A 13,217-nucleotide genomic window follows, 5' to 3' on the forward strand; every position below is an offset into this window, starting at 1 on the left:
CGGCACCGGCATCTTTCGCCGCCCTCACCCCTTCACGCCGGACGAAATCATGATGGCTTCCGTCACGCGTCGCTGAAAGATGACGTAGGCGACGATGACCGGCAGCGCGGCCAGCATGGCAATCGCCATCAGGCGTGCATAAACGATGCCGAAGGTGTCGTTGACCTGCGTGATGCCGACGGGGATCGTCATCATGTTTTCGGACGTGATGACGAGGAAAGGCCAGAAGAAGGCGTTCCACACCGTAATGAAGGTCACAATCGCCATGGCGGTCGTAATGCCCCAGTTCAGCGGCAGAAACACCTTGAACAGGATCGTGTATTCGCCGCCACCATCCAGAACTACCGCTTCCCGCATCTCTTTGGGCACGCTGTCGAAGAACTGCTTGTAGACGATGATGACGATTGGCGTGATCAGCTGCGGCAGGATGATGCCCGCCCAGGTATTGATGAGGTTGAGGTTCTTCATCAGGATGAACTGTGTCACGACAAGCGTCTGCGCGGGCACCATGAAACTCGCGAGCACGATGCCATAGAGCAGTCGCCGTCCCGGAAAGCGGATCTGCGACAGCGCATAGGCGCATAACATCGAAATGATGAGCACAGAGACCGTGACGATCGCGGCGGTGCCAATGGAATTCACGTACCAGGTCAACAGCCGCGTATTGAAGATGGCATTCACATAGGCACCAAGCTGGAACTCATCAGGCAGTAGCGACGTGTTGCCCGCAACATTCTCGTCCGAGCGCAACGACGTCACGAACCCCCAGTAAAGCGGGAAAATCCATACCAGTGCTGCCGAAAACGTCAGCAGGGTCAGGACGACGTTCTCAAGTCTTTTGGTCAGGCTCATGAATTCCTCCGGATGCGTAGCAACTGGAACTGGAGAACGGATACGATGACGATCAACAGGAAGAGCACGGTCGCCACGGCCGATGCATAACCGCCATTGTTCATCTGGAAGGCTTCCCGGTAGACCTTAAGGAGAAGCACGAAACTGGAATTGAAGGGTCCGCCGCCGCTCAAGAGGTAGATCTGGTCGAATATCTTCAGTTGCAGGATCAATTGGAGCGTCAGGATCAGCGCGGTCACCGGCCACAGAAGCGGCCATGTGACGCGCCGGAACTTTTGCCATGTCGTTGCGCCATCAAGAGCTGCGGCCTCATAAAGCTCGGTCGGAATGTTTCGCAAGCCGGCAATGAAGAGCAGAACGTTAAAACCGTTCGTCCACCAGATGGTGACGACGGCGACCATCGGCATGACCCAATTGGGGTTCTTGAAAACCGCGACCGGTTTGCCCGCCAGCAACGAAATGACCGGTTGGAGAATGCCGAACTGCAGATCAAGCATCCAGGCCCAGATTTCGGTGACAACCGAAACCGGCAGGACATAAGGCAGGAAAAACAGGCTCATGGCGATTGTCTGCTTGATGCCGGACAAACGGCTGACCGCAAGCGCAATCAACAGGGCGATGACCGTTGTTGGCACCACCGTCAGCAGCACGAAATAGCCGTTATTCTTGAGCGAGGTGACGAACAGGCGGTCGCTCAGCAATTTTATGTAGTTCTGCAGGCCGACCCAGTTGCCATCGCCGATCAGCGGCGCATCCGTGAAGCTGATGCGTATCATCTCGATCAGGGGGTAAAGAAAGAACGTGGCGAAGACCACGATGAATGGCGTCACCATCGACAGTGCGATGAGCGACTTCTTGCGCCGGTTTTCAATCATAGCCATGGAATGCCTCCGGGACCTCCCGCATTGCACGCTGCCCTCCGGCTGACAGCCAGAGGGCAGTCACGGATTACTTGAGCTTGCCCTGAAGCTCGGACTTGATCTGCTCGACCGCATCCGCGCCGCTCATGTAGCCCTGGATGGCCGGAGCGATGATATTAAGCGCCGCATCGTAAGCGGGTGAGGCAACTCCGGTAATCGTGGTCTTCGGATCGAACACTGCCGCCTCCGCCAGCGAGGCATATGTGGCATTCGGCTGCATCGCCTTGTATTCGCTGCTTTCGGTGATCGATTTATAGGCCGGAATATGCCCCGCATCGGCCCAGCTGATGGCGTGTTTTTCCATCCAGCCAATAACCGTCATGACAGCGGCGCGTTTCTCGCCGGAAACGGTCTTGTCACCCTGGTTGGGGATCGCAAAGGCGTGCGAATCCGCCCAGGTGGCGCGCTTGCCCATGAAAGGCGGAACTTCCACAGCGCTCCATTTGAAGCCGAGCTTGCCGTTCTTTTCCAGATCCTTGTAGGTCGGAACTTCCCAGACGCCATTAAGCTGGAAGGCAGATTTGCCAGCGGAGAAGAGAGCAACGGACGCCGGATATTCCGCCTGCTCGGGCGCCCATCCGTTTTCCCGCCATTTCGACATGGTATCGATCGCTTTGGCAGCCTTTTCCGCATTGTCGCCGGCAAGCACCTCGTTATTGGTGACCAGTTCGCCGCCCTGTTGTGAGAACAGTGTATAAAAGACACGCCAGACACCGGCTTCGCCACCCGACTGATAGGTAACCGGCGTCTGAACGCCCTTGTCCTTCGCCCAGGCCAGCGCCTTTTCGAAATCCTCCATCGTCTTGATACCGGTCAACTTACCCTCGGCATCGAGATAGGGAGACCCTTTCAGAAGATCGGCGTTGTAATAAAGAATAAGGGCATGGATATCGAACGGCACCGCATAAAGCTTGCCGTCGTGGGTTGCCGCTTCGACGGGTGCGCTGAAAAAGTCGCTGGTCTTCAACCCGGCATCATCAAGGTCCTTTGTGGTAATTTCGCTCAATACTTTTTCATCAAGGCCGAGCGGCGCGCGCGACAGGTGATAGGTCATGACATCAGGCCCCTCACCCACGGCGGACGCCGTGCGTACCTTGGTATAGAACGGAACGCCCCACTCTAGCGTCGTTCCCTTGATCTGAATGTCAGGGTGCTCCTTGTTGAAGGCAGCAATCAGGGCTTTCATGCGCACGCCGTCGCCGCCCGACAGAAAGTCCCACCAGACGATATCCTGCTTCGCCAGTGCCGGCAGGGCGCTCAGGCCCAGAACCGTACCAACAAGCAATGTCTTGATCAGTCGCATCGTTCACTCCTCCCGTTTGTTGGAAACACCCCGTTCAAGGGGCGGTCTGCTACTGCATCGAAAGGCGCCTCCTCGCGCCTATCGCAACCTTTTGCCGTCGCTGCCGAAAACCATGATGTGATCGGGCGAAGCACTCAGTGAGACGGACCGGCCATCCAGCCGCTCGCGCGAGCCCTGCCGCTGCACGACAAGTTCTTTCCCGGCACGCGTTCGGGTATAGAGATAGGAAAGGTCGCCAAGCTCCTCCGCCACCTCGACATTGACAGGCAAAGTACCCTCTTGCGTGATCACCAGATGCTCGGGCCTTATGCCGATTTCGACCCGCTGACCGGGGGAAACCGGATGCGAAAGCCGGGCTTCAAGGTGCTTTTCACCACCTTCAGGCGCGAGCATAACGATGCCGTCCCGCTGCCCGACGATGTCGGCAGCAAGGAAATTCATCGCGGGCGATCCGATGAAGCCAGCGACGAAACGATTGTCCGGATCGTCGTAAAGGGTGAGCGGCGCGCCGGCCTGTTGCACGATGCCGCCCTTCAGCACGAAAATCTTGTCCGCAAGCGTCATGGCCTCTACCTGGTCATGCGTGACGTAGATCATCGTGGCGCCGAGCTTGCGGTGAAGCCGGGTCAGTTCCAGCCGCATCTGCACGCGCAGTTCCGCATCCAGGTTCGACAGGGGTTCATCGAAGAGAAACACCTTCGGCTGTCGCACGATCGCGCGGCCTATGGCCACGCGCTGCCTCTGGCCGCCGGAAAGCTGTGATGGCTTCTTGTGCAGATTGTCCTCGAGCTGGAGGATGCGGGCAGCTTCCCCCACTCTCTCATTCACCTCCGCTTTCGGCCGGCGGGCGAGACGCAGGCTGAAAGCCATGTTCTCGAACACCGTCAGATGCGGGTAAAGCGCATAATTCTGGAAGACCATGGCAACGCCGCGATCCGCCGGCTCGACAGCGGTGACGTCGCGCTCGTCGATGGCGATGTGACCGCCGCTGGTTTCCTCAAGACCGGCGATCATGCGCAACAGGGTGGATTTTCCGCAACCGGATGGCCCCACGAAAACCGCGAAGCTGCCCGTCGGAATCTCCATCGAAACGTCCCGGATGGCTGCAAAGGAGCCGAAGGACTTGGCGATATTGCTGAGACGGACACCCATCACCGCCTCACTGAACCTTCACGCGCAGAACATGATAGGACAGCGCCGGCACGGAGCCTTTGAGCGCCCCATCCTCGACACCAATGCCGCTGCCCGGCACCGGCACGACGCGGTCAGGTTGATCCGGACCGTTGCCGATCCTCAGATCATATCCCGCCATGGAAAGATGCAGGCTGAGTGACACAGGCGAAAAGCCGGTTAGACCGACGTTGAGCTCTGCTGCTTCGGTCAGATGACGATTGAGGACAAACAGCGTCACCACGCCCTCGTCCTCATCAAACACGCCGGCAACATCGAGATATTTGACGTCATCGGCCGCGTTGCAGTCGTAGGTCGGGCAATCGACGGCAATGTTCAGTGCAACGCCGCGACCATAAAGCGAGGCGAACTGATAGGGGTAATAGATGGTCTGGCGCCATGCCGGTCCGTTCTTTTCAGCGCGGATGGGGGCGATGACATTGACGAGCTGGGCAATGCAGGCGATGCGCACCCTGTCCGAGCGACGGATGAACTCGTTGAGCAACCCGGCCACGAAGAGAGCATCCTCGAAATTGTAGGTCTCCTCCAGAAGTGCAGGCGCTTCCGGCCAGTCCCAGCTCTTGATGCGTTTACCGTCGTCTTCGCGGATATGGTACCAGACATTCCACTCGTCGAAGCAGATGGAGACATCGTTCTTGGCGCGCTTCTTGGCTTTCACGTAATCGATGACACCGGCGATAGTCTGAATGTAACGCCCTGTTTCTTCGATCTTGCCGAAGTAATTCAGCGTGTCGCGGCTGTTATTGCCGAAATATTTATGCAGTGAGATGTGGTCCACATTCTCGTAGCATTCTTCCAGCACCTCGCGCTCCCATTCGGGATAGGTCGGCATGCCGTCGTTGGAACTTCCGCAGACGATTGCCTCGATGGTGGGGTCGAAACCCTTGAAGGCTTTCGCGGTTTCGTTGGCCAGCCGGCCATACTCCACCGCCGTCTTGTGGCCAATCTGCCAGGGGCCGTCCATCTCGTTGCCGAGGCACCACATCTTCACGCCATGCGGATTTTCGGCGCCGTGGCTGCGGCGAAGGTCGCTAAGCTCGGTGCCGCCGGGGAAATTCACGTATTCGAGAAAGTTGCGGGCATCATCCAGACCACGGGAACCGAGGTTGACGGCGAGCATCATCTCGATGCCTGCCATCGACGCCCAGTCTGCGAACTCGTTGACGCCGATCTGGTTGGTTTCCTTGGAGCGCCATGCAAGATCAAGCCGCACGGGCCGTTTGTCACGGGGGCCGATGCCGTCTTCCCAGCGATAGGCCGAAACGAAGTTGCCGCCGGGATAACGGATCGCCGGAATTTTCAGATCCTGGACGAATTTCAGCACATCCTTGCGAAAACCGTTTTCATCCGCCTGCGGATGGCCGGGCTCGTAAATCCCGCCATAGATCGCCCGCCCCATATGTTCGATGAAGGCGGAATATAGGCGATCGTCGATACGCCCAATCCGGAAGTCCCGGTGGACTGAAACCCGCGCTTTCATAGGCTCTCCTCCCATGCGCATTTATATCTTAAAATATGATATGAACCATATTTCATAATATAGTTGCCAATGGAAGCCGCGCCTGTCAACCGCGAAAATCATACTTTATGAAATTGGCCCGATCAGTCTGCGGTGCGCAGACGCAATACGATGTCCTGATCGTAATTCCCAAAGCCCCGACCGAAGATGTTGAGCCCGCCTGGATGCTTTGCATCCGCCTTTACCTCGATCCGCAGACGGATTGAGCGGTGGCTGGACAGATCTATGTCCGCAAGCGTCACATCGGAAATGCGCGTGCCATCGACATAGGTTCCCTGGGCAGTAATGCGCCAGGTTTTGAGCATTCCATACTGCGAGCCGGACAGTTTCCACCAGTCGGGCGTAAACGTACCCCGCTTGTCGCCGAAATCGCCGGGCGAGGTCCAGACCCCGATCTCCTTGCCGTTGACGGAGAGGGTAATGTCTGACGGCCAGTTGCTGTGCGTTCCTGGCACCTCGGAACTGACCTCCATCGAAAACTCGACTTCCTCGACGTTTCGCCCCTGAATCTTGGCATTATTGGGGAATTGATACTCGACATGACCCGATGTGAACCACAAAAGTGCAGTCTTCATGCGGTCGGGATCCATGAAGGTATCAGGGACATCCAGAAGTCCGATAATGCCCTCCGGCGAACAGATGCCGCAAGGCGCGGTCACCGAACTCTGCGTATAGAGGCCGAGCGGCATGGCGACGGCAATGTAGTTGGATACAGCCGGCGTCTCGGGGCTTCGAAACGAAACGATAAGCTCGTCGCAGGTCGCAAAACAGATTTTCTGGCTGCCCTTGCGCGCCTTGCGCGTTTCGGTTCGCAGCAACCCCGCCTCTTCAAGAACGGTCACACCGGCCGACACGGTGGACTGGGGAAGGTCCAGCCTCTGCGCAATCTCGTTGACATTGAGACCGTTGGCCTCGTGCAGCAGCTTCAATATCTGCACACGGATCAGCGACGCCGCCGCCTTCAAAACATCGAATTCTTTTTCAGCGTCAATAAGTAGGAAATTGGGAGCCATTGTCTAATCTTCAGATTTAGCGATCTAGATCAGAATTTCTGGCTTAAATATTTTATGCTGTCCAGCATTGTTTGTCGGGTCGATATATTCAAAGTCAGACACGCAAGGAATGATTGCGAATGGAGGCAGCGCAGGCGGTTTCGATAACGCATGCGCTACCTCTTTTTCCTTACCCGCGCTTGCGCAACGTGCGGGTGCCGGTATCGACAAGATTCTGCGCTGCCTCATCCACAGTGGCGCGGCCAAAGGCGAGTGAGTCGGCAATCGGACGCATTACCCCACGGTCGAACTCATTGGCGCCGATGGGGGCAGGCTCCGGATAAGTATCGAGCTTGCCGGACAGGCTCTCGATGTAATCGACCGTCTTGCGTTCAGTCTCGTTGAGGCTTGGCAACACAGCTTCGCGTACCTTCTTCGCCGGCGGCACGCCGCGTTCGACGCCAAGAACCTTGCCCGCTTCCAGATCGTTGACAAAGAAGTTGATGAACTTCGCCGCAGCTTCCGGAGTGGTGGAGGTGGACGAAATGCACCAGATAAGCCCCGGCCGGTAATAATGCCCGGTCGGTTTTCCCGCCCCCTCGCCCGGCAGCATGCCAATGGACAGCGCCTTCTTGTTGAGCGCCTGGTAACCGACAAGCTGGTTGGAATAGGCAAAGCCGATTGCGGAATTGCCAAGAGTCAGCGCGTTGGATTCGATGGTATTGTCATCGCGCGTCTGGATATCGGCAGAGACGCAAAGCTTGTTCTCGCGCAGATCCTCCCAATAGGCGAACCATTCCTTGGCATCTTCCTTGTTGAAACCGATGGTGCCGTCCTGGAACAGGAGCTTGCCGCGCTGGCGCAGCCAGACATCGAAGACGTAGTGATAACGGGCGCCATAGGGCACCGCCCAATAATTGCGGCGCGCCGGAGCGTTCTTCTTGAAATCGCGCGCCAGTTCCGCCAGCGCCTTCCAGGTGATCTGCTCCTTCGGCACGGAGACGCCGGCCTCCTTCAGCGTCTCTGCATCATACATCATGCAGAACGAATTCAGCCCGAGACCGACGCCGTAAAGCTTGCCGTCGATGCGGCAAAGATCGACTTCGCTTTTGCCGAAATTGGAAAGATCAAGCGACGAGCCGACAAACTGGTCAAGTTCCATGCAGGCGCCACGGCCGGAATAATCGGCAATGGTGGAAGGCTCGAGCTGAAAGATATCGGCGACGTTACGTCCCGCCATGGACGTCGCAAGCTTGGTCCAATAGTCGGAACCGGCGATCATCTCGCCGCTGATTACCGTTTGTGGATCTGCCTTCTGGTAGAGGGCAATCACATCATTGGTGCGCTTGTTGCGGTCAGCCGAACCCCACCATACGCAACGAAGCCGGGTTTCGGCCGCCATCGCGCGGAAACCGCCCGCCGCCGCGCCAAGACTTGCCAGTGCCGCCGTCACCAAAAATCCGCGTCTATCGATAGTTTGCATCTGCTCCTCCCGCGTTTTGCAAATTTCTCACTTATCACTTAACTTCTTGCAAATTTTCATTATTTGCAATATTTGCATCATAATAGAATTTTTTGCAAGAGCAGGAGAAGACATGAACGATACGCCCGACATCAGCCGCCCGCGCCAGTCGGATATCGCCCAGCGTGCAGGGGTTTCCATCAGCACGGTCTCACGGGTTCTCGCCGGGGAAAAAGGCATCAGCGCATCGATCCAGACCAAGGTTCTTGGCGTGGCGGCGGAACTTGGTTATCCGCTGCGGCCAGTCACCAGCCAGACCGGCGGCATCTCGCTGGAGGGCAAGAAAATCCTCGCCCTCATGTCCGCCGAACGAGCGACCGGCGATATCGGCGCCTTTTATCACGATATTTTCGACATGCTGCGCAGCCTTGCCCAGACAGAGGGTTTCGAACTCGATATCCGGCTGCTGCACCAGAGGCAGATCGACGACGCCCTTACACAGCGGGTCTGCGAGGTCGATGGCCTTCTCGCCATTGGCCTTGACCCCGAAGAGGAGATCATCCACCGCATCACGCAGGGTGTGCTGCAACCGGTTCTCGTCAATAGCGCCGATCCCTCGATGATGCTGGATTGCGTCTCGCCCTCCAATTTTTACGGCGGGGCGATGGCGGCGCGGCGGCTGCTGGAACTGGGGCACCGCAAGGTCGCCTATATCGGTCCGCAACACCGTCACACTATAAGAGAGCGCATGCGGGGCTTTCGGCAGGTTATCATCGAGGAAGAGGGTGCCACCTATGAGGAGTTTCTGCTTTCCACGGCGGATAGCGGCTTCGGTCAGGCCGGTGATGCGGTTCGTCAGCTGCTGGCCAAAAACCCCGATCTGACTGGCATTTTCTGCATGAACGATGCGATCGCGCTCGGCGCGCTGGGAGCAGCACAAGAGCTTGGTCTCGGGGTACCGGACGATCTTTCCATCATCGGCTTCGACGACCTGCCCTTCGCCGAACTTTCCACTCCCCGGCTCAGCACAATCCGGGTAGACCGCCGCGAGATTGCCCGCGAGGCGGTGGAGCTGATGCGCCGCCGGCTGGCGGAGCCATCGGCCAATGCCCGGCAGGTTCAGCTGGGTGTACAGCTCGTGGAAGGACAGACCGCGGGTCGAGCAAAAAAAACGGGAAAGGCGGCGCGCGATGCATAAGCCAGCAAACCATGATCCAATGACCCGCTTCAATCCGCTTTACGGCAATCCACTTAAGACCCGCGCCGACGTCAGACGGGCATTGGACGACAGTTTCGCACCGCTGCTTCCCTATTTCTCAGAGAGCGGCGCAAGAGTGACGCTAAGCGGCACCGCCGCGCATTTCGACCGGGCAGCGGCCGATCTGGAAGGATTTGCGCGACCACTCTGGGGCATCGCGCCGCTTGCGCTCAGCGGCGATGCCTTCGCCCATTGGCCGCTTCTGGCCAGAGGCATCGCCAATGGCACCGATCCCGCCCATGCCGATTACTGGGGCGATGTGCGGCAGAAGGATCAGCGGCTGGTGGAACTGGCCGCCCTCGGCTTTGCGCTTCGGCTTGCGCCGCAACATCTGTGGGAACCCTTGTCCGAAGCGCAAAAGGCGAATGTGCGCCATTATCTTCTGGCGGCGCGCGAGCGCATCTATGCCGACAATAACTGGAAGTTTTTCCGGGTGATGGTCGATGCGGCGCTCGATCATCTCGGTATCGAATTCGACCGGAGCCTCACCGAAACATATCTGAAAGAGCTGGACGGATTTTACATCGCCGACGGCTGGTATCGCGACGGCAACTATCGCCGCATCGACCACTACATCGCCTTCGCCATGCATTTTTACGGGCTGATCTACGCGAAAATCAGCAAACCGGATGATGCATACGCCGAACGCTACCGGGAACGTGCCCGCCTGTTTGCCGGGGATTTCGCAAGCTGGTTCGATGAGGATGGTGGCGCGCTGGCCTTTGGCCGCTCCATGACCTACCGTTTCGCCTGCGGCGGCTTCTGGGGTGCCCTCGCCTTCGCGGATGAGGAAGCGATGCCCTTGGGGGAGATCAAGGGGCTTTATCTGAAACATCTGCGCTGGTGGGCGGGAAAGCCGATTGCCGACCGCGACGGCGTGCTTTCCATCGGTTACGCCTATCCGCAACTGACCATGTCGGAAATCTATAATTCGGCGGGTTCACCCTATTGGGCCTTCAAGGCTTTCCTGCCGCTCGCCTTGCCGGAAAGCCACCCCTTCTGGCAGGCGGAGGAAAAGCTGCCAGACACATCCACAAAACCACGGCCGCTCGTTCATCCCGGCATGGTGATGATGCGCAGTAAGAGCAACGTCACGGCGCTGACGAGTGGGCAGGAAAACCTGTCCATGCGCGGCGGGCCGGAGAAATACGCCAAATTCGCCTATTCCTCCCGTTACGCTTTCGGCGTGGAAGTGGACGAGCGCGGTTTCAAGACCAATGGTTTCGACAATATGCTGGCCTTTTCCGAAGATGGCCGCCACTACCGGGTGCGCGAAACCAACCGCACTGTGCTCTTGGCCAGCACCAATCTTCGAGCGACTTGGAACCCATTCCCCGATGTCGAGGTCGAAACGACGCTGGTTGCCGCGGGAGAGTGGCATATCCGGTTGCACCGGATTACTTCCGCGCGGCCACTTTTGGTCACCGAAGGCGGCTTTGCGATAAACCGCAACGATGGCGACCGCGATGCGGTGACCGAAGACAGCGGCCGGGCAACGGCCGATTGCGGCACCGACATATCCGCCATCATCGATCTCGGCTCCAGCGCATCCCGCCAGGGCGTGGCGCTGAAGGCGCTGCCCAATACCAATCTCATCAATGCCAAAACCACTGTGCCGCAATTGCGGGGCGACATTCCAGCGGGCAAAACCCTGCTCGCCTGCGCCGTCTTTGTGGGACTGGCGGGACCTGAAAGCGAAACAGCTTTGGCGACAGTTCCCGCACTTCCGGACATGGAAGCGCTTGACCGCCTGTTTGTTGAGCGCGGTGTTCCCGTAAGCAGTATGGCGGCGGCGGGAGAACCGCAATGATGAGCCCGCGTCCGCGTCTCAGCCTTGCCATGGACCCGGAGCGGACGCAGCATGTGCTGACGCCACAGGCGCTTGAAAAGCTGTCGCAGAGCGTCGACATACTCGACACCCGGCCGGTCTGCGATTTTCACGACCCAGCTGTGACTGCCCAGTTGGAGAGAACAGATATTCTTCTGACTGGCTGGGGTTGTCCCGAGATCGACATGCGGGAACTGGCAATGATGCCGAACCTTCGGTTGATTTCACATGCCGCCGGGACGGTGAAATACTTCCTGTCCCAGGCGGTTTTCGAACGAAACGTTACGGTGTGCAGCGCGGCCGAGGCGAATGCGCAGCCGGTCGCGGAGTTTACGCTGGCAATGATCCTGCTTTCCGGCAAGCGTACCTTTGGTTTCCGGCGCATCTACGGAGAGGATCGCGCACGGCGAAACGTCGACCGCCTGCAGTCGCAGGTCATCGGCAATCTCGGCCTGACCGTCGGCATTGTCGGGGCGTCACGCATCGGGCGTCGGGTCATCAATCTGCTGCAGCCCTTCGATCTCGATCTCATCCTTTTCGACCCGTTTTTAAGCGCGGTGGAGGCACAAAAGCTCGGTGTGCGTCTCGTATCGCTCCATGAGCTCATGGCGGTAAGCGACGTCATTTCCCTGCACGCGCCATCCCTGCCGCAAACCCGGCACATGATCGGCGCCGATGCGCTTGCCCTGATGAAGGACGGAGCGACCTTGATCAACACGGCCCGCGGCGCGCTGGTGGACGAAGACGCCCTGCTGGCGGAACTGAAAACCGGACGCATAGAGGCCGTCATCGACGTGACCGATCCGGAAGTGCCGTCACCGGATTCGCCCTTTTACAGCCTTCCGAACGTGTTCCTGACGCCGCATATCGCCGGCGCCGTCGGCCTTGAACGCGCCCGGCTCGGCGACATGGCGATTGCCGAGATCGAACGCTTCTGCCGGGCAGAACCAATGCAACAGCAGGTACGTCCAGAACATCTGGAACTGATCGCATGAGAATTTTCGAGCCGGGCCTCTGCTCTGTCACCTTCAGGTCCATGACACCGCAGGCCGTGATTAACCTTGCCGTTGCAAATGGCATCAAGGCGATAGAATGGGGTGCCGATATCCATGTGCCACCTGGCGACTTAGAAAATGCAAGGGATGTGGCGGCGCGTACGGTGAAAGCCGGTCTTACCGTCTCTTCCTACGGATCCTACATTTTCGCACCGGATTTTGCGCCGGAGGATGTGACCGCAGTTCTGGAAACCGCGAAAGCGCTCGGCACCGGCCATATCCGCATCTGGCCCGGCAGCCGCAAACGCCCATCCGCGGATTATTCACCAGAGGAACGCCGTGCGGCAACCGACGCGTTGGCGGCACTTTCCCGGCGGGCAGACGACCACGGAATGACAATCGGCCTCGAATATCACCCCAATTCGCTGACCGACACGCTGACCTCGGCCTTGCAGCTCATGCAGGATTTGCCGATGCCTAACCTGTTCTTTTACTGGCAGCCAGCCCCAGGTCTACCGCTGGATGACGCCCTTGCGGAAATATCCGCGCTCGGCTCGCGCATCTGCCACCTGCACGTCTTCGCGTGGCTCACCGATGCCAGCCGCCTGCCGCTCGGCGAGCGCGCGGACTATTGGCGGGCTTGCGTTGATGCCTTGCCAGCAAGCGACTGGACTAAACCGGCTTATGCGATGCTGGAGTTCGTCAAAGGTGACAATGTCGCCCAGTTCTCGGAAGATGCGGCGGTGCTAAGCGAGATTCTCGCCCGCTCTTAGAACCGCTTGTTTTTTATCGAAAACCGACGCGGCGGACTAAAATTCGCTATCCATCACAACCGCCCACTGCCCTCATCCCTGTACCCCCTACAGGGATCTAGCCAGCCCAAGTCTTTGGGCTGAT

General features: G+C 58.4%; 11 protein-coding genes. 4 read left to right on the top strand and 7 right to left on the bottom strand.

Annotation, left to right across the window (positions count from 1 at the left end; translation table 11 throughout):
* Positions 1 to 24 precede the first annotated feature (24 nt).
* From FB593_RS17660 to FB593_RS17690, 7 genes are all read right to left on the bottom strand, one after another.
* The gene (locus FB593_RS17660; RefSeq protein ID WP_003517833.1) at positions 25 to 852 is read right to left on the bottom strand and encodes a carbohydrate ABC transporter permease; all 828 of its coding nucleotides are present in this window, start codon (positions 850 to 852) and stop codon (positions 25 to 27) included.
* Entirely contained in the window at positions 849 to 1,733 is an 885-nt protein-coding gene (locus FB593_RS17665) for a carbohydrate ABC transporter permease (protein WP_003517835.1), read from the bottom strand. The genes FB593_RS17660 and FB593_RS17665 overlap by 4 nt, the downstream gene beginning before the upstream one ends.
* A gap of 67 nt (positions 1,734 to 1,800) precedes the next feature.
* Positions 1,801 to 3,075 carry an extracellular solute-binding protein gene (locus tag FB593_RS17670; RefSeq protein WP_025595973.1) on the bottom strand — a complete coding sequence of 425 codons (1,275 nt, stop codon included), beginning with the start codon at positions 3,073 to 3,075 and terminating at the stop codon, positions 1,801 to 1,803.
* Positions 3,076 to 3,153: 78 nt separating this feature from the next.
* Positions 3,154 to 4,227: an ABC transporter ATP-binding protein gene (locus FB593_RS17675; protein ID WP_111802991.1), complete on the bottom strand. Its 1,074-nt coding sequence runs from the start codon at positions 4,225 to 4,227 to the stop codon at positions 3,154 to 3,156.
* 7 nt (positions 4,228 to 4,234) lie between these two features.
* Positions 4,235 to 5,746 carry an alpha-N-arabinofuranosidase gene (locus FB593_RS17680; protein WP_111802992.1) on the bottom strand — a complete coding sequence of 504 codons (1,512 nt, stop codon included), beginning with the start codon at positions 5,744 to 5,746 and terminating at the stop codon, positions 4,235 to 4,237.
* Between the two features lie 122 nt (positions 5,747 to 5,868).
* Positions 5,869 to 6,798 carry an ArsR/SmtB family transcription factor gene (locus tag FB593_RS17685; RefSeq protein WP_019566450.1) on the bottom strand — a complete coding sequence of 310 codons (930 nt, stop codon included), beginning with the start codon at positions 6,796 to 6,798 and terminating at the stop codon, positions 5,869 to 5,871.
* A gap of 169 nt (positions 6,799 to 6,967) precedes the next feature.
* Entirely contained in the window at positions 6,968 to 8,260 is a 1,293-nt protein-coding gene (locus FB593_RS17690) for an ABC transporter substrate-binding protein (protein WP_112296626.1), read from the bottom strand.
* 112 nt (positions 8,261 to 8,372) lie between these two features.
* On the opposite strand from FB593_RS17690, the gene FB593_RS17695 reads away from it, so the two are divergent.
* Genes FB593_RS17695 through FB593_RS17710 form a run of 4 tightly spaced genes read left to right on the top strand, consistent with a single transcriptional unit; the run spans position 8,373 to position 13,093 of the window.
* Positions 8,373 to 9,437, top strand: a complete 1,065-nt coding sequence (locus FB593_RS17695; RefSeq protein WP_003517845.1) for a LacI family DNA-binding transcriptional regulator — start codon at positions 8,373 to 8,375, stop codon at positions 9,435 to 9,437.
* Positions 9,430 to 11,307, top strand: a complete 1,878-nt coding sequence (locus FB593_RS17700) for a DUF2264 domain-containing protein (protein ID WP_145166811.1) — start codon at positions 9,430 to 9,432, stop codon at positions 11,305 to 11,307. The genes FB593_RS17695 and FB593_RS17700 overlap by 8 nt, the downstream gene beginning before the upstream one ends.
* Entirely contained in the window at positions 11,304 to 12,320 is a 1,017-nt protein-coding gene (locus FB593_RS17705) for a hydroxyacid dehydrogenase (RefSeq protein ID WP_111802995.1), read from the top strand. The genes FB593_RS17700 and FB593_RS17705 overlap by 4 nt, the downstream gene beginning before the upstream one ends.
* Positions 12,317 to 13,093 (top strand): sugar phosphate isomerase/epimerase family protein, encoded by a 777-nt coding sequence (locus tag FB593_RS17710; protein ID WP_112156391.1) that lies wholly within the window; start codon positions 12,317 to 12,319, stop codon positions 13,091 to 13,093. The genes FB593_RS17705 and FB593_RS17710 overlap by 4 nt, the downstream gene beginning before the upstream one ends.
* The last annotated feature ends 124 nt before the right edge of the window (positions 13,094 to 13,217 follow it).

Origin of the sequence: Rhizobium sp. SJZ105 (assembly GCF_007828365.1) — a bacterium.
Classification (GTDB): Bacteria; Pseudomonadota; Alphaproteobacteria; order Rhizobiales; family Rhizobiaceae; genus Agrobacterium; species Agrobacterium tumefaciens.